A 21,797-nucleotide genomic window follows, 5' to 3' on the forward strand; every position below is an offset into this window, starting at 1 on the left:
CAGGTCCTCAAAGAAGCGGATCATCGAGGAAAGCAACGCCAGACGCGCTTTCCATGGGGAGAAAGCGCGGCATTTTACATGAACCCGAGGGTTTGGCTTCAGCTGGCGACGGCCTGTTTGCGATCACGCCAGGCCATGATCAGCCAGACGGCGGTGACGCCGGCAAATTTCGAGGCCAGCGCGGTGATGATCACGGGTGGTGTCAGCAGGTCGATCATGCCGAAAAAGATGAAGGTATCGAGGGGAATGCTCAGCGCCGAACTGATCCACAAACGGTCGCGCAACGGCCGCTTGGTGATGCTGAACACCAGCCAGTCGATGCACTCGGAGACCGCGAACGCCGTGGCGCTGGCCAGGGCAATGGACGGATCGGATGTGACGTATGACAACACCAGTGCCGCCAGCATCGCCACGATGGCGCCATGACCAAAGCGGGTTTGCACCATGTCGCGCAGCACGAACACCAAACCACCCCAGGCCGACCAGATGATGTCCAGGTGGGGTGCGGTGGAGAAGGCGAAGTTGATCAGCACGACGCTGCTGATGTAGGCGATGAGGAAAATCATGGGGGCGACCTGTCAGATTGGCGCACAGGTTACTTGACCGGCAGATCAAGAGCCACCCCCTCACCCCAGCCCTCTCCCCCAAGGGGGCGAGGGGGAAAGGGAGCAGATCGGGTGCGTTTCGAAACCTGAGTTCGACTCGGTATGCCAAGTCGGCGTATAGCGAAAGACACCTCGGTCAGTCCCCTCTCCCTCTGGGAGAGGGTTAGGGTGAGGGCATTTTCAAGTCGATCACGATTTCGAAGGGATCATCCAAACCAACCCACTCGCCTTCGCCCGCTCATGACACAACCCCAACACTGCCCGCCGCTCGTCATTGCTCATCCGGCTCCAACGGGTAATCTCCTCGACCGTCCGCTGGCAGCCCGTGCAAATATCATCCTCGTCCAGCGCACAGATATTCACGCACGGCGAGGCGACAGGTCGTTCGGTGGTCGTCATTCTTCCTGCTCAACCAGATCACGCGCATAACGCTGGGAGTTATGCACATAGTGCGCGGCGCTGGCTTCGAGCATCTTCTTCTGTGGCTCGGTCAGTTCTCGCACCACCTTGCCCGGCGAACCCATGACCAGTGAACCGTCGGGAATTTCCTTGCCTTCACCGATCAGCGAGTTCGCGCCAATGATGCAGTTTTTGCCGATCTTCGCGCCGTTGAGAATCACCGCGTTAATGCCGATCAGGCTGTAATCGCCGACTGTGCAGCCATGCAGCATGGCGTTGTGGCCAATGGTCACGCCGGTGCCGATGGTCAGCGGAAAACCCATGTCGGTGTGCATCACCGTGCCGTCTTGGACGTTGCTGTTCTTGCCGATCAGGATCAGTTCGTTGTCGCCGCGCAGCACCGCGTTGAACCAGACGTTGGCGCCCTCTTCCAGCTTGACCTTGCCCACCAGCACGGCGTTGGGGGCGACCCAGCTCTGTGGATGGGTTTCGACACGGGCGTCGCCCAAGCGGTATTTCATCTTGTTTTCCTCAGGGCTCACGATGAAGGGCCATTCGAGCGATGGCTTTCAGGTGTTGATAAAGCTTTTAGGGGGCTGATGCAGGCTGATTTTCGCGTCATAGAGCAGATTGATCAACTCGACGATCATGATCGCTGTCAGCCCCCAGATCTTGAATTCACCGTACCGATAGCTCGGCACATACCAACTGCGCCCCTGATAGTCGATGCGATGGGTGTGTTCGCGAGGGTCTTTGCGGAAGAATTCCAGTGGCACACTGAATACGGCAGCGATTTCCGCATCGTTGGCCAGATATTCGACAAAATCGGGGATCACGCCGACATAAGGCGTGACCTTTATACCGTGCAGGGAGATCAGCGGACTGAGCGGGCCGATCACTTCGACCAGTCCCGGCGGCAGGCCGATCTCTTCTTCGGCTTCGCGCAGGGCAGTGAAAATCAGATCGGGGTCTTCGGGATCGCGGCGTCCACCGGGGAAGGCGACTTCGCCGCCGTGAGTCGAGAGACCGCTGGCGCGCAGGGTCAATACCAGTTCCGGCTCGTCACTGCGGGTGATCGGCACCAGAACGGCGGCCTCGGGGAAACGTGTGTCGGTCTCCAGCGTGCGCGGTGTGTGGTTGCTTACCCGATGCAGTAGCTCGTCCAGCATGAGTGTTCTCGATCTGTGCCTTGCCCTGCATCATGCACCAATCATTGCGACCGCCCAAGCCCCTGAATCTTGCCGTGTCGCGAAACGACAACTTGCCGACCGGCACCGCTGCACGCCAAGATAGGCGCAGCATTCAGGAACCCCAGCATGAAATTTTGCAGCCAGTGCGGTAACCCGGTGACACAGCGCATTCCCGAAGGCGACTCGCGGCTGCGATTTGTCTGCGATAGCTGTCAGACCATTCACTATCAGAACCCCAATATCGTTGCCGGTTGCGTCGCGACATGGGGCACTCAAGTGTTGCTCTGCCGCCGCGCCATCGAACCGCGCCTCGGTTACTGGACGTTGCCCGCCGGATTCATGGAGAACGGCGAAACGATCGAGCAAGCCGCGACCCGCGAAACCGCCGAGGAAGCCTGCGCCCGGGTGCGTAACCTGAGCATCTATACCCTGATCGATGTGCCGCACATCAGCCAGGTGCATGTGTTCTTCCGCGCCGAACTGGTCGATCTGGATTTTGCCGCCGGCCCCGAAAGCCTGGAAGTACAACTATTCGACGAAGCCGACATCCCCTGGGACGAACTGGCTTTCCGCACGGTGGGCCGTACCCTAGAATGCTTCTTCGCTGACCGGCGCGCCGAGGTCTATCCGGTTCGTTCCGAATCGATTCCGCCGCTGGCCCAGCCTGCCATCACCTAAAAGCCTCTATAAATAAAATATCTGCGTCACTCCTTGGGGAATCGTTTCAATGCGCTGGTTGCTTGCCCTGTTTTGCCTGTCGTTCGTCACGGTCTCGCAAGCGTCATTCGTGACCACCGTGACGCCGTCGAATACTCCTCTCATCGAAAAAGTACTGGTGCTCAAATCGGCTCATCAACTGCAGTTGATCGTCGACGGCAAGCCACTCAAGACCTATCGCATCTCTCTGGGCAAGGGAGCAAAAAAAGGTCCGAAACTGATTGAAGGCGACAAGCGCACACCTGAAGGCTTCTATTGGATCGACTGGCGCAAGACCAGCGAAAAATTCAATCTGTCGATGCACATTTCTTACCCGAACATCAGCGATTCGGCGCGTGCCCGGCGTGAAGGCGTCGAGCCTGGCGGCATGATCATGATCCACGGCACGCCGGACTCGGAAGAAACGCCCGAAGATCTGTTCCACACCCTGGACTGGACCGACGGCTGCATCGCCATGCGCAACATGGACATGCGCGAAGTCTGGGGCTTGGTGCCGGACGGCACGATGATCGAGATTCGCCCTTAACGACCGACCTTTGGTCGCTCTCGAAAAAATAAATCAAAAGATCGCAGGCTGCGTCAGCGCCTACAGGGTTGATACCACTTCCCACTGTAGGAGCTGCCGCAGGCTGCGATCTTTTGCTTTTTAAAGCCACCCGCTAATACCACTTAAAACCACTCCCCCTAAAACCCGCCATTTCATTGGGCCAACGGCCATTTCCCTGCGTTGACATGGTATTCAAGTGGTATTAATTTCCGCCTCACAAGCGCGCCACAACAATCCTATACTCGCGCCGGAAATGACCTACATGAATGACCTCCACGTCCTACGCCCTGACGATTCCCAGCCGACGCCGCTGTACCTGCAACTGGCGCGCAACCTGGAAGCGGCGATTCATGCCGGGCAATGGAAAGCCGAACAGGCGATGCCATCCGAGCGCAATCTCAGCGAACAGTTGGGCATCTCCCGGGTGACAGCGCGCAAGGCACTGGAAGTTCTGCTCGATCAAGGTTTGATCCGTCGTTTGCAAGGTTCCGGCACCTTCATCACCCCACGTCTGGAGCAACCCCTCTCCCGCCTTTCCGGCTTCAGTGAAATGCTCCGCCTCAAGGGCTTCGTGCCCAGCTCACAGTGGCTGGAGCGGGAAATCACCTTGCCGACCCACGAAGAACTGATTCGCCTGAGCCTGTCGCCGAACGACAAGGTCGCGCGCATGAAGCGCCTGCGCAAAGCCGACGACACCGTGATGGCCATCGAGATGAGCACCTTGCCCGCCTCGATCATGCCCAAACCGCAAGCGGTGGGCGATTCGCTCTACGAATACCTCGACGGCATCGGCAAACCGATCGTCCGCGCCTTGCAGCACATCCAGGCGATCAACGCCTCGGACGAGTTCGCCGCGCTGGTCGGCATCGCCCCCGGCACCGCCATGCTGCTGATGACCCGGGTCGGCTATCTGGAAGACAACACGCCGATCGAAGTCACCGACACCTATTGCCGCAACGACTACTACGACTTTGTTGCAGAGCTGCGCCGCTAACCGGGCGCAGACGTCAAACAGCGAGAACCGAAATGTCTGAAGACAACATCCTCACCGCTCACGGCTGGGTTCGCGGCCGGCTGATTCACGAACACGGCAAAGTCGTGTCGATCGAAGGCGTGCCTTGCGATCCGGCGGACAACGACCTGCCTTATCTGCTGCCGGGCTTCATCGACCTGCACGTTCACGGCGGTGGCGGCAAAGACATCATGGAAGGCGCCAGCGCTTTCGAGACCATCACCAGAACCCACGTGCGCTTCGGCACCACTTCGCTGCTGGCCACCACCATGACCGCACCGAGTGCCGAGATTTCCAGCGTACTCAAGGCAGTCGGCGAATTCTGCGAACAGCGCCCGGCCAACAGTGCCCGAGTCCTGGGCGTGCACCTCGAAGGCCCCTACATCAACCCCGGCAAACTCGGCGCGCAACCAAACTTCGCCCACACCGCGTTGATGGCCGAAGTCGAAGAGTATCTGGCGTTGGCGCCGATCCGGGTCATCACCATCGCCCCGGAAATCGCCGGCCACGACGCTTTGATCCGTGAACTCAGCCGCCGTGGCATCCGCATGCAGATCGGCCACACCCTCGGCAGTTACGAGGAAGGTGTCGCAGCACTCGATGCCGGCGCCACCAGTTTCACCCATTTGTACAACGCCATGAGCCCGCTGCATCACCGCGAGCCGGGGATCGTCGGCGCGGCACTGGCCCACGCCAAGTACGCCGAGCTGATTCCGGATTTGCTCCACGTACACCCCGGCGCCATCCGCGTGGCCCTGCGCTCGATCCCGTGCCTGTATTGCGTCACCGACTCGACCGCCGCCGCTGGCATGCCCGACGGTGAATACAAGCTCGGCAGCCACACCGTGACCAAATGCCTGGGCGGCGTGCGCCTGCCCGACGGCACGCTGGCCGGCAGCACCCTGACCATGGATCAGGCCCTGCGCAACCTGGTGAAGATCGGTTTGCCCATCGCCGAAGCCTCGCAACGACTTTCGCAATTCCCCGCCGACTACCTCGGCATCACCGAACGCGGGCGCCTTGAACCAGGCGCCTGGGCCGACTGCGTGCGGCTGGATCGCTCACTCACACTGACCGCCGTCATGGTCGAAGGAGAAGACATTGACTTCAAAAATGCTTGAAGAGGCGCTGTCCTCGTTCGAGGCCGTGCAGGCCCAGCTGCAACAACTCGACCCGCAACTGATCGAGATCGCCGGGCGCCTGCGCCGTCAGCCGCCGCAAGTGGCGATGACCGTCGCGCGCGGCAGTTCCGACCACGCGGCGAGCTACTTCGCCTACCTGACCATGCAGCAGTTGGGCGTGCCGGTGGCGTCGTTGCCGATGTCGGTGGTGACCATGCAGCAGGCGCCGCTGAAGGTTAGCGGACAGGTCGCCTTCGCGTTCTCGCAGTCCGGTCAGAGCCCGGATCTGGTCAACAGTCTGCGTCTGCTGCGCAAGCGTGGGGCGCTCAGCGTTTCCATGGTCAACGCCGCCGACTCGCCGCTGGAAGCCGCGTGTGAATTCAGCGTGCCGCTGCTCGCCGGTACTGAAAGCAGCGTCGCCGCGACCAAGAGTTTCATCGCCACCCTCAGCGCCAGCGCTCGTCTGATCGCGCACTGGAAAGAGGACAACGAATTGCTGCAAGCCCATAACGCACTGCCCGAAGGCCTGCGCGAAGCGGCGCAACAGGACTGGAGCGTGGCCATTGATGCCCTGCGCGATTGCGAACGCCTGATGGTGATCGGTCGCGGTGCCGGTTTCGCCATCGCTCAGGAAGCGGCGCTGAAGTTCAAGGAAACCTCGGCGATCCAGGCCGAAGCCTTCAGCAGCGCCGAAGTCCGTCACGGCCCGATGGCGCTGATCGACGAACACTACCCGCTGCTGGTCTTCGCACCACGCGGCGCCGAACAGGCCGGGCTGTTGAGTCTGGCGGCGGAAATGCGCCAACGCGGCGCCCGCGTCTTGCTGGCCGCGCCGGACGATGTGAGCGAACGCGACCTGACCCTGAGCCGCGCCGAACACCCGGTCCTCGACCCGATTCTGGCGATCCAGAGTTTCTACGTGATGGCTGCAGGCCTGGCCGTAGCCCGAGGCATGGACCCGGATCAGCCGCGCCACTTGAGCAAAGTGACCCGCACGCACTGACCACCGATGAGCGACATGTAGGAGCTGCCGAAGGCTGCGATCTTTTGATTTTGACCTTCCGAAAAACAAGATCAAAAGATCGCAGCCTGCGGCAGCTCCTACAAACGGACACCGAACCGAGTTTTAACTGATGAGACCGAGCCATGCACAACAACAATAAAGAGCTGACCCTCAGCGCCCCGCTCAGCGGCCCGGTGCTCACGCTCGCCAAAGTCCCGGACGCGGTGTTCGCCAGCGGCGCGATGGGCGATGGCATTGCCATCGACCCGTTGAACGACACCCTGTATTCGCCGTGTGCCGGGGTGATCATCCATGTCGCGCGTACCGGTCACGCCCTCACCGTGCGTGCCGACAATGGCGCGGAAATCCTCCTGCACCTGGGTCTCGACACCGTTGAATTGAACGGCGAAGGCTTCTCGATGCTGGTCAAGGAAGGTTTGCGCGTCACCCAGGGTCAGCCGCTGTTGCGCTATGACCTGGACAAGGTCGGCCAGCAGTGCAAAAGCCTGGTCAGCTTGTTGATCCTGACCAACAGCCAGGATTTTCAAGTGCGGCCAATCACCCTCAAAGCAGTGAAGGTTGGCGAGCCGTTGTTGCACATCATCGCGCGCCACAGTGCGGCGACCAACGCTGAAGAACTCGGCGGGCCTGAGGTTCACGGGCATGTGCTGGTCGCTCATCGCGGCGGTTTGCATGCCCGCCCCGCCGCGCTGATTCGCCAGACCGCACAAGGCTTCAAGAGCCAGTCGCAGCTGCACTTCGCCGGCAAAACGGCGCCGTGCAACAGCCTGATCGGGTTGATGGGGCTGGCGGTCGGCGAGCAGGACGAAGTACAAGTCAGTTGTCAGGGTCCGGACGCAGAAGCCGCGCTGCAAGCCTTGCTCACGGCTTTGGCCACCGCCCTGCCGGACGATCATCACGCAAGCGCCCCGGTCAGCGCAGCACCGCGCAAACGCCCGGCCGAGGCTGGCGTGTTGCATGGCGTGTGCGCTGCGCCGGGATTGATCGGTGGGCCGCTGTTTCGTTTGAACGCAATCAACTTGCCGGCGGATGCGGGCAATCATGCTCCGCTTGAGCAACTGGAAAAACTTGAAGCCGCGCTGAATCAGGTACGCAGCGAAATCGACGGCACCCTCGCCCAGGCGAAAAAGCACAAAAACACCGACGAAGAAGCAATCTTCGCCGCACACATGGCGCTGCTGGAAGACCCGGCCCTGCTCGACGCTGCGCAACAATTCATCGAGCAAGGCACTGCCGCGACTCACGCCTGGAGCCAGTCGATTGATGTGCAGTGCGAAGTGCTCCAGCAAACCGGCAGCGCGCTGCTGGCCGAACGCGCCAACGACCTGCGCGACCTCAAGCAACGCGTGCTGCGTGCCCTGCTCGGCGAAGCCTGGCATTACGACGTGCCGGCCGGCGCCATTGTCGCCGCGCATGAACTGACCCCGTCGGATCTGCTGCAACTCAGCGCCCAAGGTGTCGCCGGGTTGTGCATGGCCGAGGGCGGCGCGACCTCCCACGTAGCGATTCTGGCGCGGGGCAAAGGTTTGCCGTGCATGGTTGCTTTGGGTTCGGCATTGCTTGAACAACCACAAGGCCAAGCGGTGGTGCTCGACGCCGATAACGGTCGCCTTGAACTGACACCCAATGCAGAACGACTGGCCGAAGTTCAACAAGCGCAAATCGATCGCCAGCAACGCCGCGACGCGCAACAAGCCAAGGCGCACCTGCCGGCCGAAACACGCAATGGCGTGGCCATCGAAGTGGTCGCCAACGTCGCCTCCAGCGCTGAAGCAACGGACGCCTTTGCCAACGGTGCCGACGGCGTCGGTCTGCTGCGCACCGAATTCCTGTTCGTCGATCGCCAGACCGCGCCAGACGTCGAAGAACAGCGCGCCGCCTATCAAGCCGTCATCGATGCGATGGGCGACAAGTCAGTGATCATCCGCACCATCGACGTTGGCGGCGACAAACAACTCGACTACCTGCCACTGCCCGCCGAAGCCAACCCGGTGCTCGGCTTGCGCGGTATTCGTCTGGCTCAGGCCCGCCCGGAAATTCTCGATCAGCAACTGCGCGCGCTGCTGCAAGTCAGCCCGTTGCAGCGTTGCCGAATCCTGTTGCCGATGGTCACCGAAGTCGACGAATTGCTGCACATTCGCGAACGCGTCGATGCGTTGTGCCTGGAACTGAACATCACACAACGCCCGGAAATCGGCGTGATGATCGAAGTCCCGGCCGCCGCACTGCAAGCCGAACAACTGGCCGAGCACGCAGACTTCCTGTCGATCGGCACAAACGATCTCTCCCAATACACCCTCGCCATGGATCGCGACCACGCCGGCCTCGCCGCACGAGTCGACGCTTTGCACCCGGCGCTGCTGCGCCTGATCGCCATGACCTGCGAAGGCGCGGCGGTGCACAAACGGTGGGTCGGCGTGTGCGGTGCGTTGGCCTCTGATCCACTGGCAACGCCGGTATTGATCGGCCTCGGCGTAACCGAACTGTCGGTCAGCCCGGTGCAGATCGGTGAAATCAAGGATCGCGTGCGCCAGTTGCACGAAGCCGAATGCCAACGCCTCGCCCGTGACCTGCTCAAGCTGAGCAGCGCTGCGGCGGTGCGTCACGCCTGCCATCAACAATGGCCTCTGCGCTAATAACAACAAGAAGGAGAACCGCCATGTACCAACTCTTCATCGAAGGCCTGCAACGCCTCGGCCGCGCGCTGATGCTGCCGATCGCGATCCTGCCGATTGCCGGTCTGCTGCTGCGTCTGGGTGACACCGACCTGCTCAACATCGCGATCATTCACGATGCCGGCCAAGTGATCTTCGCCAACCTGGCGATGATCTTCGCCATCGGCATCGCCGTCGGCTTCGCCAAGGACAACAACGGCACCGCAGGCCTGGCCGGGGTGATCGGTTATCTGGTGATGATCTCCACCCTCAAAGTGCTCGACGCGAGCATCAACATGGGCATGCTCGCCGGCATTGTCAGCGGCCTGATGGCCGGCGCGCTGTACAACCGCTTCAAGGACATCAAACTGCCTGAGTATCTGGCGTTCTTCGGTGGCCGGCGGTTTGTGCCGATTGTCACGGGTTTCGCCGCAGTCGGCCTGGGCGTGGTGTTCGGCTACATCTGGCCGCCGATCCAGCACGGCATCAACAGCTTCGGCGCCCTGATGATGGAAAGCGGCAGCCTCGGTGCCTTCGTCTTCGGCGTGTTCAACCGCCTGCTGATCGTCACCGGCCTGCACCATATCCTCAACAACATGGCGTGGTTCGTGTTCGGCAACTTCACCGATCCGACTACTGGCGCACTGGTGACCGGCGACCTGTCGCGCTACTTCGCTGGCGATCCGAAGGGTGGCCAGTTCATGACCGGCATGTTCCCGATGATGATCTTCGGCCTCCCCGCCGCGTGCCTGGCGATGTATCGCAACGCGCTGCCGGAGCGGCGCAAGGTCATGGGCGGGATCTTCCTGTCGATGGCCCTGACTTCATTCCTGACCGGCGTGACCGAGCCGATTGAATTCGCCTTCATGTTTCTGGCGCCACTGCTGTTCCTGCTGCACGCGCTGCTGACCGGGTTGTCGATGGCGATCACCAATGCGCTGAACATCCATTTGGGCTTTACGTTTTCTGGCGGGTTTATCGACATGGTGCTGGGCTGGGGCAAGTCCACCAACGGCTGGCTGGTGGTCCCTGTCGGGCTGGCGTACGCGGTTGTGTATTACGTGGTGTTTGATTTCTGTATTCGTCGCTTCAATCTGAAAACGCCGGGGCGTGAGGATGTGGCGACCGCTGAGAAAGCCGTCCTCACCGAAAACCAACGAGCCGGGGCCTACATCAAAGCCCTCGGTGGTGCAGAGAACCTTGTGACTGTCGGTGCCTGCACCACGCGGTTGCGACTGGAAATGGTCGATCGCAACAAAGCATCCGATGCAGATCTGAAAGCGCTCGGCGCAATGGCAGTCGTGCGCCCGGGCAAGGGTGGCAGTTTGCAAGTTGTGGTCGGGCCGATGGCTGACAGCATTGCAGATGAGATTCGCCTGGCGATGCCGGCGTTGGGGCGTGCGGTTCTTGCTGAGCCTGTTGCCGTTGCCGATGAACCGAAAGCGGTTGTGGTCGCAGGCTCCGAAGCTCAGCAATGGCTGAATGCGCTGGGCGGCGGCGACAACGTGCTGCAACTCGATTGCATCGCCATGAGCCGGATTCGCTTGCTGCTGGCGGATGGCAAGGCGCTGTCTGAGGCGCAGTTGAAAGAGCTGGGTTGTCAGGGTGTCAGCCAGTTGGAGGGTGGGGTCTGGCATTTGTTGGTGGGGGATAAGGCGGCGAGTTTGAGTGGGGCGATTGAGGCGCTGGTCAGTCGCAGTGAGGTCAGTGCCAAGGTCTGAGCCTTTACATCAGGCTCTACTCGAAACAACTGATACAAAAAACCCGGCGTTGGCCGGGTTTTTCATGCAGCTCAAGTTCAGGACATTCTTGCGCGCTGTTCCGCCTCGTAATGCCGAGTCTGGTACGGCATGAGCGCCTGAACCTTCAAACCCAGACTTTCCGTCAAACCCCAAGCAACCGCCAACTCGTCGCGACGATTGCGTAATAAAACAGCGGGTTGAGAAACGACGTGTTGCTTGGGTGTTTTGGCGGCGAAAAGCTCGAGTGCATGGAGCGTTTCCGACACGCGGCTATCCGATACACATGCGAAACGAGTAAATCGCTCCAGTAGATAAGCCGCTCGGCGCAGCTCGACTTCATCGCTGTGAAATTTGAGAAATGTTGATATCTCACTCTCAAGATCGGATGTTGAATACCAGACCTCTTTGGCTGCATTGACCAGCGCTGTCCCATCGGCTTGATCCAGCGGTCTTCTGACCAACGTATCCAATGCCGAAGAGAGGACATGATCATCAAGAGAGTTGGACATCTGGTTCCTCCAGGTAGTCCTGCAAGATATTGGTGAGCACTGAGGCAGGTTGCTCTTTGTTGCCAACATATACATCAATTGCTTGCAATGCCAGACACCGGAAATCACTCGCCAGAATGAAACCGGCCCTAAGAAGCGCCTTGATGTCCGCAACGTCGTGATCGGTAGCCCTGCCAAGTTTTGTAATTGCAATATCCACCGGAGCAGCGATGTGAATCTGGAGCGGGGACGTCTCCGGAAACTCAGTCATGGGAATACTTCGCGCCCAGTAGTCTTCATGGATCAGGCCAAAACTTGTGTTGTACTGAAGGTCGTAGTTCAGCTCCATCACTCGAGCGGAGCGTTCGTCGATAAAAGGCTCCGGAAATTGAGCAAGAAGCGCTTGAAGGTCGAACCCTGGCGGAAGGCAAGCTTCATAAATCTCCGCATCGACATCCACGGAAACACGATGATTTGTGTAGAGATGTACGGCGCAACCACCAAAGACGATGATTTTGACTGCACCCGGATCGGCATTTTCCTGCGTCAATTCTGCTTCGACTGATTTGAACATCGAAACCAATGCCTTTCCCAAGGCAGTATTCGCGTTGATGCGGGGAGTGACCACAGGTAGCAATTCCATTTTTGAACCTCAAAGTCATGTCGATGGCTCACGCGATACAGCCTGTTACCCAGCTCGCTGTTTGCCAGAGACAGATCAAGGTATGGATGCGACTTCCGAGGGACAACCTGAAAGATTGGTAGGAAAATTCCCGAGTTTGCTGACGCTCTGAAACTCGTCTGACGCCTGTCAGTGCCTCATCGCTGGCAAGCCGGCTCCCACAAGGGAATGCGTTTCAAATGTGGGAGCCAGCCTGCTGGCGATGAACGATGACGCGGTCGTCAGGTTTGTGGGTCGACTCGATCCAGTGCCCGGCTGACAGCCAGTTCGGCGAGCATGACGATTTGCTGGATGCCTAATACCGTGCTGCGCTGAGAACCGCTTAGCTCATTGGCAAAGTTGCTGGCGGCGGTGCTTGCCGAGGCTAATGACTCACAGGCGTGGGCGAGCAGGCTTTCGGTATCGACTTCGGGGCAGACCATGAACATGGAGCTCGGTCGGCGCGGCTTTGCGGGTTCGGGGCACAGGTAGAAGTCGAGAGCGCGTTTGATGGCTTCGCGGTTTCGGGCCTGGTCTTCGGCACGGAGGGCTTCTTCGAGTGGGGTTTTGGTTTCGGGTGGATCGGGTGCGATTTTAGTCATGGATCGGTCCTTGCTGTTTCGAGCCATCCAAATACCGTTTCTCACGCGGCGAATTGGGTGGCAGCTATGTGCGAGGTGAGAAACCGGGCAAAGACCAGCAAACCTCCGGCCGGACCGAAGTCCGCCCGCACATAGCCGCCATAACAATGCAGCAGCGAATTAGCTGGCGGCAATTATGGGACTACTGGCGCTGGAATGACACTTACCCGAGTTCTCACACCCGATCACTGAACATTCAGTGACAGCCAAAGACTAGAGATCCGACGTCCGACGGACAACCTGAAAACCTTGTGGGAAGGTTCTGGTGATCTCACATCGAGTTAAACAACGCGAATCGCCTCCCTCGTGTAGGAGCTGCCGAAGGCTGCGATCTTTTGACTTTGACGTTTCAACATCAAAAGCAGGATCAACAGATCGCAGCCTTCGGCAGCTCCTACACGTGAGCCGGTGCATTCAGGAATGAAATCGCCCCCACATTGTCGGCACTGTCAACTGTCAGGTCTGACAGTTGACCGCCTCGACCGACGTTATTACGTTGACTGAATCAGGCAGTTTTTATGTCGTAGCCTCGATAACCCTGCACTTAATTCATAAAGGATGGCTGCGACATGGCTGACAAAATGACGGACGAACAACAACTAAAGCATCTGATAGAAACCTACAAATCTCTGGACGCAAACAAGGACGGAGTCCTTACTTTCGAAGAGTTCGCCAACGGCGCCGAAGGCTTTGAAAAAATGATGCGACTTTGGGTTTGGGATGAATACAACAAGGACAGAAACCGCAACCTGACCCTGGAAGAGTATCTGGCCAACCAAAACGCAAAACCTGCCGAATAGCTTTGTCACTCCAGAATCGCCATCGCTGGCAAGCTCCCACAGTTTTGATTTGCACACCTACCCTGCGGCAAAGCCGCCCCACTCAACAGGATGAGCGTTAGCTCGGCTGCAGCTCTTGATCTTGATCCACAGGCCCCGTCGGCAGGCTGAGTGGAGGGATTCATCCGGGGGGGTAGGCGCGCAGCGCCGTTCGACGAAGTCGAACTCATCGAGAGGAGGTGCAGCGAAGCAAACCGGAGGCGATGCCCCCGGATGAAACCCGGAGCGAAGGAACCCCGAGCGTTAGCGAGTGGGCCGAACGTTGGGGCACAGACCTTTGGTTACTTTGGGGCGTTTGCCAAAGTGACTCGCTGTAAGAGCGAAACCGCCAGCGGCAGCACCCGAAGAAATGGATATTCACCCAGTCAGCCAGAACATGGTCGCCTGTCAGGGCGCCATCGCCAGCAGGCTGGCTCCCACATTTGAATGAGCTAACCCCTCAAATCGGGGGCAACAAAAAACCCGCTGAAATCACTCTCAGCGGGTTTTTCATTCCAGCGGCAGAAAGATCAGAAATCCTCCAGCCGCCACACTTCATAAGCCGGCGTCTCATACGGATGACTGAGCTTCAACGCCGCCACAACAGCAACGATCAACTCATCCGCCACCACAAGCTCAACCTTCCATTCCTCAACCCGCTCGACCTGCCCTGCTTGCCCAATAAACGGCTGACTGCCATCCAAAGGCCGAAACTGGCCAGACCCAAGCACCTGCCAAGCACAGTGGTCATAGTCACCGATCCGCCCACCACCGGCAGCGAACACAGCCCCTTTGACCACCTCGACATGACTGTCAGGAACAAAAAACCCAAGCTTGTACACGACGCTTAGTTAACCCACACACGAGCATTACGGAACATACGCATCCAAGGTGCGTCCTCGTTCCAGTCTTCCGAACGCCACGAGTTTTGCACCGCGCGGAACACACGCTCCGGGTGCGGCATCATGATCGTCACACGGCCATCACGGCTGGTGAGACCAGTAATCCCGCGCGGCGAACCGTTCGGGTTGGCCGGATACGATTCAGTGACCTTGCCATGGTTGTCGACGAAACGCATCGCCACACAACCGGACAGATCCGCTTCCAGCAATGCTTCTTCGCTGGAGAACTCGGCATGACCTTCACCGTGAGCGATGGCGATCGGCATACGCGAACCGGCCATGCCCTGCAGGAAGATCGAGTTCGACTCCTGAACCTGAACCATCGCCACACGCGCTTCGAACTGCTCGGAGCGGTTGCGCACGAAGTGCGGCCAGAACTCGCTGCCCGGGATCAGCTCGTGCAGGTTGGACATCATCTGGCAACCGTTGCACACGCCGAGGGTGAAACTGTCGTTGCGCTCGAAGAAGCCCTGGAACGCATCGCGGGCGCGGCTGTTGAACAGTGCAGACTTGGCCCAGCCCTCACCGGCGCCGAGTACGTCGCCGTAGGAGAAACCACCGCACGCCACCAGACCTTTGAACTCGTTCAGATCGACACGGCCGGCCAGAATATCGCTCATGTGCACGTCGATCGCGTTGAAACCGGCGCGGTCGAACGCGGCCGCCATTTCCACCTGACCGTTGACGCCCTGCTCACGCAGCACGGCAACCTGTGGGCGAATGCCTTTCTTGATGTAAGGCGCAGCGACGTCCTGGTTGACGTCGTAGCTGAGCTTGACGCTCAGGCCCGGATTGTCTTCTTCCAGCAGCACGTCGAACTCTTGCTCGGCGCAGTCGGCGTTGTCGCGCAGACGCTGGATCTGGTAGCTGGTTTCAGCCCACTGACGTTGCAGCAGACGACGCTGGCCTTCGAACACGGTGTCACCGTTGAAGGTGATGTTGATCTGGCCATTGTTCATCGGCTGACCGATCACCGAAACGCAGTCGCCCAGACCGGCAGCGCTGAACTGCGCGAGGATATCTGGCGTGGCGTCCTGACGAACCTGAATCACCGCACCCAGTTCTTCGTTGAACAGGATGGCGGCGATTTCGGCCGAGGATTCGGCAACGCTGTCGAGGTTCAGGCTCAGACCGCAGTGGCCGGCGAAGGCCATTTCCACCACGGACGTCAGCAGACCACCGTCGGAGCGGTCGTGGTAAGCCAGCAGGTGACCGTCGGCGTTAAGGCCTTGAATCACTGCGAAGAAGGCTTTCAGGTCTTCTGCGTCATCGACGTCCGGCGCGTGTTTGCCGAGCTTGCCGTGAACCTGAGCGAGGATCGAGGCGCCCATACGGTTCTGGCCGCGACCGAGGTCGATCAGGATCAGGTCGGTGGTGCCCTTGTCCATGCGCAGTTCCGGGGTCAGGGTCTGACGGATGTCAGCCACTGGCGCGAAACCGGTCACGATCAGCGACATCGGCGAGGTCACGGTTTTTTCTTCGCCGTTGTCATTCCAGCGGGTGGCCATGGACATCGAGTCCTTGCCGACCGGAATGGTGATGCCCAGCTCAGGGCACAGCTCCATGCCGACCGCTTTCACGGTGTCGTACAGACGCGCGTCTTCGCCCGGGTGGCCGGCAGCAGACATCCAGTTCGCCGACAGTTTGATGTCGGAGAGCTTGTTGATGCGCGAAGCGGCAATGTTGGTCAGGGTTTCGCCGATGGCCATGCGGCCCGACGCCGGGGCGTCCAGCAGTGCCAGCGGAGTACGCTCGCCCATCGCCATCGCTTCACCGGTGTAAACGTCGAAACTGGTGGCGGTGACGGCAACGTCAGCCACCGGAACCTGCCATGGGCCGACCATTTGGTCACGGGCCACAAGGCCGGTGATGGTGCGGTCGCCAATGGTGATCAGGAAGCTCTTGCTCGCCACGGCCGGGTGATGCAAAACGCGCTCGATGCTTTCAGTGATGTCGAGGTTCGACGGATCGAAGTCATCGCCCAGCTCGGCTTCACGAACCACCGAACGGTGCATGCGTGGCGCCTTGCCCAGCAACACTTCCAGTGGCATGTCCACCGGGTTGTTGCCGAAGTGGCTGTCGGTCACGGTCAGTTGCGGCTCGGCGGTGGCTTCACCGACGACGGCAAACGGGCAACGCTCACGTTCGCAGATCGCCTGGAAGCGCTCGAAGTCTTCCGGGCCAACGGCCAGAACGTAACGCTCCTGGGATTCGTTGGACCAGATTTCGTGCGGGGCCATGCCCGGCTCGTCGTTTGGAATGTTGCGCAGTTCGAAACGACCACCGCGGTCGCCGTCGTTGACCAGTTCCGGGAAAGCGTTGGACAGACCGCCCGCGCCAACGTCGTGGATGAAGCTGATCGGGTTCTTGTCACCCAGTTGCCAGCAACGGTCGATGACTTCCTGGCAACGACGCTCCATTTCAGGGTTTTCACGCTGCACGGAAGCGAAGTCCAGATCCGCCGAGCTGGTGCCGGTGGCCATGGAGGAAGCGGCGCCGCCACCCAGACCGATCAGCATCGCCGGGCCACCGAGCACGATCAGCTTGGAGCCAACGACGATCTCGCCTTTCTTGACGTGTTCTTCGCGGATGTTGCCCATGCCGCCGGCCAACATGATCGGCTTGTGGTAACCGCGAACTTCGTCACCGTGCGGGGTGGTGATCGATTGTTCGAAGGTACGGAAGTAGCCGGTCAGGGCCGGACGACCGAATTCGTTGTTGAACGCGGCACCGCCCAGCGGACCTTCGATCATGATGTCCAGCGCAGTGACGATGCGCTCAGGCTTGCCGTACGGCACTTCCCACGGCTGTTCGAAGCCAGGGATTTGCAGGTTGGACACGGTGAAACCGGTCAGGCCAGCCTTTGGCTTGGCGCCACGACCGGTTGCACCTTCGTCGCGGATCTCGCCACCGGAACCGGTGGATGCGCCCGGGAACGGGGCAATCGCGGTCGGGTGGTTGTGGGTTTCAACCTTCATCAGGATGTGCACCGGCTCCTGCACCGCGCCGTACTGGCGGGTTTCAGGGTTCGGGAAGAAACGGCCGGCAACGTTGCCGACGATCACCGAGGCGTTGTCCTTATAAGCCGAAAGAACGCCTTCGCTGTGCATCACGTAGGTGTTCTTGATCATGCCGAACAGGCTTTTTTCCTGGTTCTCACCATCAATATCCCAACTGGCGTTGAAGATCTTGTGGCGGCAGTGCTCGGAGTTGGCCTGAGCGAACATCATCAGTTCGATGTCGTGCGGATTACGCTTGAGGCCATTGAAGGCATCGACCAGATAGTCGATCTCGTCTTCGGCCAGGGCCAGGCCCAGCTCGGTGTTGGCCTTTTCCAGCGCGGCGCGACCGCCGCCGAGGATGTCGATCGCGGTCAGCGGCTTCGGTTCGGCGTGGCTGAACAGACCGGCAGCCTGTTCGAGGTTGGCCAGAACGATCTGGGTCATGCGGTCATGCAGGACATCGGCAATCTGCTGCGCTTCGGCTTCGCTGAACTGACCGGCCACGTAGAACGCGATACCGCGCTCCAGACGCTGGATCTTGCTCAGGCCGCAGTTGCGGGCGATGTCGCTGGCCTTGCTCGACCATGGCGAGATGGTGCCGAAACGCGGCAACACCAGGAACAGACGGCCGGTCGGCTCTTGAACCGGAACGCTTGGACCGTACTTCAGAAGGCGCGCAAGCACCTGCTGTTCGTCGCCGGTCAGGACGCCGGTGACTTCGGCGAAGTGAGCGAATTCAGCATACAAGCCACTGACAGCCGGAACCTTCTGGCTCAGTTGCTCAAGGAGTTTGCTGTGGCGAAAGGCAGAAAGGGCAGGAGCGCCGCGCAGGATCAACATCTTCGGGACAGCCTCGGGAAGGGGTGTGCTTTGAGGCCGTGCATTCTAGCCTAAACCGCCTTCAACATCACCCGAAACGCTACGCACGGTTGCACTCGCATGTCGATCTGTGTTTCTGATTCGTGAGTCAAATTTAACCGGCCTGTGAAGACGGCTTATTTTTACTGTAACAAAATGCCCTTCGGCCCCATTTCTGCGGGGTTTTGTCCGGTTTTGTGATCTCTAGCAGACCTGCCCTGCGCTGTCGAGATATGGCGCCCGCAGTCCTTTGCGTATACTGCGCAAATGTTTTTCCCAACGGCTTTGCGTCCGCGGTACGCCAAATGGCTGATCGCAACCGGACTCTTCCTGATGCTCGGTGGCTGTGTTGATAAACCCAACACACTCGAGCGCGTAAAGGAGGATGGTGTGCTGCGGGTGATTACCCGAAACAGCCCCGCCACCTACTTTCAGGATCGCAGCGGTGAAACCGGCTTCGAATACGAGCTGGTGAAGCGCTTCGCCGACGATTTGGGTGTAGAACTCAAAATCGAAACTGCCGACAACCTCGACGACCTCTTCAACCAGATCGGCAAGCCGAACGGCCCGGTACTGGCCGCCGCAGGCCTGGTCAGCAGCGAACAACGCAAGACGCAGGTGCGGTTCTCCCACTCCTACCTCGAAGTCACCCCGCAGATCATCTATCGCAATGGCCAGTCACGGCCGACCGACGCTGGTGATCTGGTCGGCAAGAAGATCATGGTGCTCAAGGGCAGCACCCATGCCGAGCAACTGGCCGAGCTGAAAAAGAAAAACCCGGGCATCGAGTACGAAGAATCTGACGCCGTTGAGGTGGTCGACTTGCTGCGCATGGTCGACGAAGGCCAGATCGACCTGACGCTGGTCGACTCCAACGAAGTGGCGATGAACCAGGTGTACTTCACCAACATTCGCGTGGCCTTCGACCTCGGCGATGCGCGCAGCCAGAGCTGGGCGGTGGGCCCGGGCGAAGACAACAGCCTTCTCAACGAGATCAACAGCTATCTCGACAAGGTGCAGAAAAATGGCACCCTGCAACGCCTCAAAGACCGCTATTACGGGCATGTCGACGTCCTCGGCTACATGGGCGCCACCACGTTCGCCCAGCACTTGCAGCAGCGCCTGCCCAAGTACGAACAACACTTCAAGAGTTACGCCAAGAAAGAGAAAGTCGACTGGCGTCTACTGGCTGCCATCGGTTATCAGGAATCGCTGTGGCAACCGACAGTCACCTCGAAAACCGGCGTGCGCGGCTTGATGATGCTGACCCAGAACACCGCTCGGGCGATGGGCGTGTCCAATCGCCTCGATCCGAAGCAGAGCATCATGGGCGGCGCCAAGTACCTGGCCTATATGAAGGATCAGCTCGACGATTCGATCAAGGAGCCGGATCGCACCTGGTTTGCTCTGGCCGCCTATAACGTCGGCAGCGGCCATCTGGACGACGCGCGCAAACTGACCGCCAAGGAAGGGTTGAACCCGGACAAGTGGCTGGACGTGAAGAAGATCCTGCCGCGCCTGTCGCAGAAGCAGTGGTACAGCAAGACCCGCTACGGCTACGCCCGGGGCGGCGAGCCGGTGCATTTCGTGGCGAACATCCGTCGTTATTACGACATCCTCACCTGGGTAACCCAACCGCAGCTTGAAGGCGATCAAGTGGCCGAGGGCAATCTGCATGTGCCGGCTATCGACAAGTCGAAACCCGCTCAAGAACCTGCTCCCCTGTAACAGACACCCCAAATCCAATGTAGGAGTGAGCCTGCTCGCGATAGCGGTATGTCAGCCAATTTAATGTTGTCTGATACACCGCTATCTCGAGCAGGCTCACTCCTACAGGGTTTTTTTGTTGATGCTTAGGCCTTGGCAGCTGCCAGAATCAGCGCTTTCATCTCGGACACCGCAGACTTGAAGCCAACGAACAACGCATGCGCCACCAGCGCATGACCGATGTTCAGTTCGTTGATGCCCTTGATCGCCGCGACGGCTTCGACGTTGTGGTAGTGCAGGCCATGGCCGGCGTTGACGATCAGGCCCTGAGCCAGACCAAACGCTACACCGTCCGCCACACGCTTCAATTCTTCAGCGACTTCGGTCGGGGTCTCGGCGTCGGCATAACGCCCGGTGTGCAGTTCGATGGCCGGCGCACCAACACGCTTCGAGGCAGCAATCTGGCGCTCGTCGGCATCGATGAACAGCGACACTTCGCTGCCGATCTTCGACAGACGCTCGACCGCAGCCTTGATCCGCGCTTCCTGCCCCGCGACATCCAGACCGCCTTCGGTGGTCAGTTCCTGACGGGTTTCCGGGACCAGGCAGATGTGCGCCGGACGGATGAGCTCGGCGAACGCCATCATTTCTTCGGTGACGCCCATTTCGAAGTTCATGCGGGTTTGCAGCACATCCTTGAGCAAGAGCACGTCGCGCTCCTGAATGTGGCGGCGGTCTTCACGCAAGTGCACGGTGATGCCGTCGGCGCCCGCCTCTTCCGCGTCCAGCGCCGCCTTGACCGGATCCGGGTAGCGCGTGCCACGGGCCTGACGCAGGGTGGCGACGTGGTCGATGTTCACGCCAAGAAGAATGCGATTGCTGGTGGTCACGGATGCGCTCCTGAATTTAGAGATTCGGCGCACAGCATACGGGGTGATCAGGGCTTGCGAAACAGTTCGCGACTGACAAGCGGACGACCGCCCAGGTGAACAGCCAAGGCTTGACGCATCAGACGTTTGGCGGCTGAGAGTGCGCCGGGGGCTGACCAGTCGGCTTCGGCCATGGCCAACAATTCAACACCGTTGAACAGGCCAGGTTGCAGCAGGTAAACGCGCTCAAGGCCAGCGTCCACTTGCAGACGATAGAGACCGTCCGGTGCCACCGCTTCGCCGTGGATATCGGTGTTCATGGAAAAGCCATAACCGAGATCATCCAGCAGGCGCCATTCGAAGGAGCGCAACAAGGGCTCCAGCGGCCGACCTTCGGCCAGGGCCAGCAAGGTCGCGGCGTAGTGATCGAACACCGCCGGATGCGGATCTTCGGCGGGTAGCAAACGGATCAACAGCTCATTGAGGTAGAGACCACTGAACAACGCCTCGCCGACCATCCACGTCGCGTTACCGGCACTTTCCATGCGCCCGACATTCTTCAACTCGCCCTTGCCGCGAAACTCGACTTCCAGCGGCACGAATGGCCGCGCCAACGTTCCGGCCTTGCCCCGCGCACTGCGCAACACCGCCCGCAGCCGACCTTGCGGCGTGAGGAAGTCCACCAACGCGCTGGTTTCGCGGTAGGCGCGAGAGTGCAGGACGTAGGCGGGTTGGGCGGGAGGTGGGCTTTGCGACATGAGCGCTTTTTCTCGGTCGGAGATTGCAAAAAAGATCGCAGCCTTCGGCAGCTCCTACAGGTTTACACAATCCACTGTAGGA

General features: G+C 59.8%; 20 protein-coding genes. 9 read left to right on the forward strand and 11 right to left on the reverse strand.

Going from position 1 to position 21,797, the window contains the following annotated elements; translation table 11 throughout:
- Positions 1–98: 98 nt before the first annotated feature.
- The 4 genes from IAI51_RS19960 to IAI51_RS19975 form a co-directional block, all read right to left on the reverse strand.
- The gene (locus IAI51_RS19960; protein WP_187680012.1) at positions 99–566 is read right to left on the reverse strand and encodes a preQ0 transporter; all 468 of its coding nucleotides are present in this window, start codon (positions 564–566) and stop codon (positions 99–101) included.
- Positions 567–794: 228 nt separating this feature from the next.
- Entirely contained in the window at positions 795–1,004 is a 210-nt protein-coding gene (locus tag IAI51_RS19965) for a DUF1289 domain-containing protein (protein ID WP_187680013.1), read from the reverse strand.
- Positions 1,001–1,525, reverse strand: coding sequence for a gamma carbonic anhydrase family protein (locus IAI51_RS19970; RefSeq protein ID WP_034154816.1), 525 nt, complete (start codon positions 1,523–1,525; stop codon positions 1,001–1,003). Before IAI51_RS19970 ends, IAI51_RS19965 begins: the two co-directional genes overlap by 4 nt.
- Before the next feature lie 48 nt (positions 1,526–1,573).
- On the reverse strand, positions 1,574–2,173 hold the full coding sequence (locus tag IAI51_RS19975; protein WP_187680014.1) for a CoA pyrophosphatase: 600 nt from the start codon (positions 2,171–2,173) through the stop codon (positions 1,574–1,576).
- Between the two features lie 147 nt (positions 2,174–2,320).
- Here IAI51_RS19975 and IAI51_RS19980 point away from each other — a divergent pair, with 147 nt between their 5' ends.
- From IAI51_RS19980 to nagE, 7 genes are all read left to right on the forward strand, one after another.
- A complete protein-coding gene (locus IAI51_RS19980) occupies positions 2,321–2,872 on the forward strand; it encodes an NUDIX hydrolase (protein WP_187680015.1) in 552 nt (183 codons plus the stop codon).
- Between the two features lie 49 nt (positions 2,873–2,921).
- Complete coding sequence (locus IAI51_RS19985; protein WP_187680016.1) at positions 2,922–3,437, forward strand: murein L,D-transpeptidase family protein; 516 nt, start codon at positions 2,922–2,924, stop codon at positions 3,435–3,437.
- A 283-nt stretch (positions 3,438–3,720) separates the two neighbouring features.
- Positions 3,721–4,452: a GntR family transcriptional regulator gene (locus tag IAI51_RS19990; protein WP_370872606.1), complete on the forward strand. Its 732-nt coding sequence runs from the start codon at positions 3,721–3,723 to the stop codon at positions 4,450–4,452.
- Between the two features lie 32 nt (positions 4,453–4,484).
- The gene (nagA, locus tag IAI51_RS19995) at positions 4,485–5,591 is read left to right on the forward strand and encodes an N-acetylglucosamine-6-phosphate deacetylase (RefSeq protein WP_187680018.1); all 1,107 of its coding nucleotides are present in this window, start codon (positions 4,485–4,487) and stop codon (positions 5,589–5,591) included.
- A complete protein-coding gene (locus IAI51_RS20000; protein WP_187680019.1) occupies positions 5,572–6,594 on the forward strand; it encodes an SIS domain-containing protein in 1,023 nt (340 codons plus the stop codon). Before nagA ends, IAI51_RS20000 begins: the two co-directional genes overlap by 20 nt.
- A gap of 143 nt (positions 6,595–6,737) precedes the next feature.
- Positions 6,738–9,251, forward strand: a complete 2,514-nt coding sequence (gene ptsP, locus IAI51_RS20005) for a phosphoenolpyruvate--protein phosphotransferase (RefSeq protein ID WP_187680020.1) — start codon at positions 6,738–6,740, stop codon at positions 9,249–9,251.
- Positions 9,252–9,274: 23 nt separating this feature from the next.
- Complete coding sequence (gene nagE, locus IAI51_RS20010; RefSeq protein WP_187680021.1) at positions 9,275–10,990, forward strand: N-acetylglucosamine-specific PTS transporter subunit IIBC; 1,716 nt, start codon at positions 9,275–9,277, stop codon at positions 10,988–10,990.
- A gap of 77 nt (positions 10,991–11,067) precedes the next feature.
- Here nagE and IAI51_RS20015 read toward each other — a convergent pair whose 3' ends face one another.
- The 3 genes from IAI51_RS20015 to IAI51_RS20025 all read right to left on the reverse strand — a co-directional run bounded on the left by IAI51_RS20015 (position 11,068) and on the right by IAI51_RS20025 (position 12,762).
- Positions 11,068–11,520, reverse strand: a complete 453-nt coding sequence (locus IAI51_RS20015) for a hypothetical protein (RefSeq protein WP_187680022.1) — start codon at positions 11,518–11,520, stop codon at positions 11,068–11,070.
- Complete coding sequence (locus IAI51_RS20020) at positions 11,504–12,142, reverse strand: DUF6036 family nucleotidyltransferase (RefSeq protein ID WP_187680023.1); 639 nt, start codon at positions 12,140–12,142, stop codon at positions 11,504–11,506. The genes IAI51_RS20015 and IAI51_RS20020 overlap by 17 nt, the downstream gene beginning before the upstream one ends.
- 260 nt (positions 12,143–12,402) lie before the next feature.
- Positions 12,403–12,762: a DUF6124 family protein gene (locus IAI51_RS20025; RefSeq protein ID WP_187680024.1), complete on the reverse strand. Its 360-nt coding sequence runs from the start codon at positions 12,760–12,762 to the stop codon at positions 12,403–12,405.
- 608 nt (positions 12,763–13,370) lie between these two features.
- Here IAI51_RS20025 and IAI51_RS20030 point away from each other — a divergent pair.
- Entirely contained in the window at positions 13,371–13,601 is a 231-nt protein-coding gene (locus tag IAI51_RS20030; RefSeq protein ID WP_187680025.1) for a hypothetical protein, read from the forward strand.
- A gap of 548 nt (positions 13,602–14,149) precedes the next feature.
- Here the strand turns inward: IAI51_RS20030 and IAI51_RS20035 are convergent.
- Together IAI51_RS20035 and purL are read right to left on the reverse strand one after the other, a co-directional pair.
- On the reverse strand, positions 14,150–14,461 hold the full coding sequence (locus tag IAI51_RS20035; protein ID WP_187680026.1) for a YqfO family protein: 312 nt from the start codon (positions 14,459–14,461) through the stop codon (positions 14,150–14,152).
- Between the two features lie 5 nt (positions 14,462–14,466).
- Positions 14,467–18,363, reverse strand: coding sequence for a phosphoribosylformylglycinamidine synthase (gene purL, locus IAI51_RS20040; protein ID WP_187680027.1), 3,897 nt, complete (start codon positions 18,361–18,363; stop codon positions 14,467–14,469).
- Between the two features lie 285 nt (positions 18,364–18,648).
- Between purL and mltF the strand changes: the two genes are divergently transcribed.
- Positions 18,649–20,109, forward strand: coding sequence for a membrane-bound lytic murein transglycosylase MltF (gene mltF, locus IAI51_RS20045; protein ID WP_187680028.1), 1,461 nt, complete (start codon positions 18,649–18,651; stop codon positions 20,107–20,109).
- Between the two features lie 125 nt (positions 20,110–20,234).
- Here mltF and pdxJ read toward each other — a convergent pair whose 3' ends face one another.
- Complete coding sequence (gene pdxJ / locus IAI51_RS20050; protein WP_187680029.1) at positions 20,235–20,978, reverse strand: pyridoxine 5'-phosphate synthase; 744 nt, start codon at positions 20,976–20,978, stop codon at positions 20,235–20,237.
- 47 nt (positions 20,979–21,025) lie between these two features.
- Positions 21,026–21,715: a DNA repair protein RecO gene (gene recO, locus IAI51_RS20055; protein WP_187680030.1), complete on the reverse strand. Its 690-nt coding sequence runs from the start codon at positions 21,713–21,715 to the stop codon at positions 21,026–21,028.
- Positions 21,716–21,797: the final 82 nt, after the last annotated feature.

This window comes from Pseudomonas sp. N40(2020), assembly GCF_014472415.1.
Taxonomy (GTDB): Bacteria; Pseudomonadota; Gammaproteobacteria; order Pseudomonadales; family Pseudomonadaceae; genus Aquipseudomonas.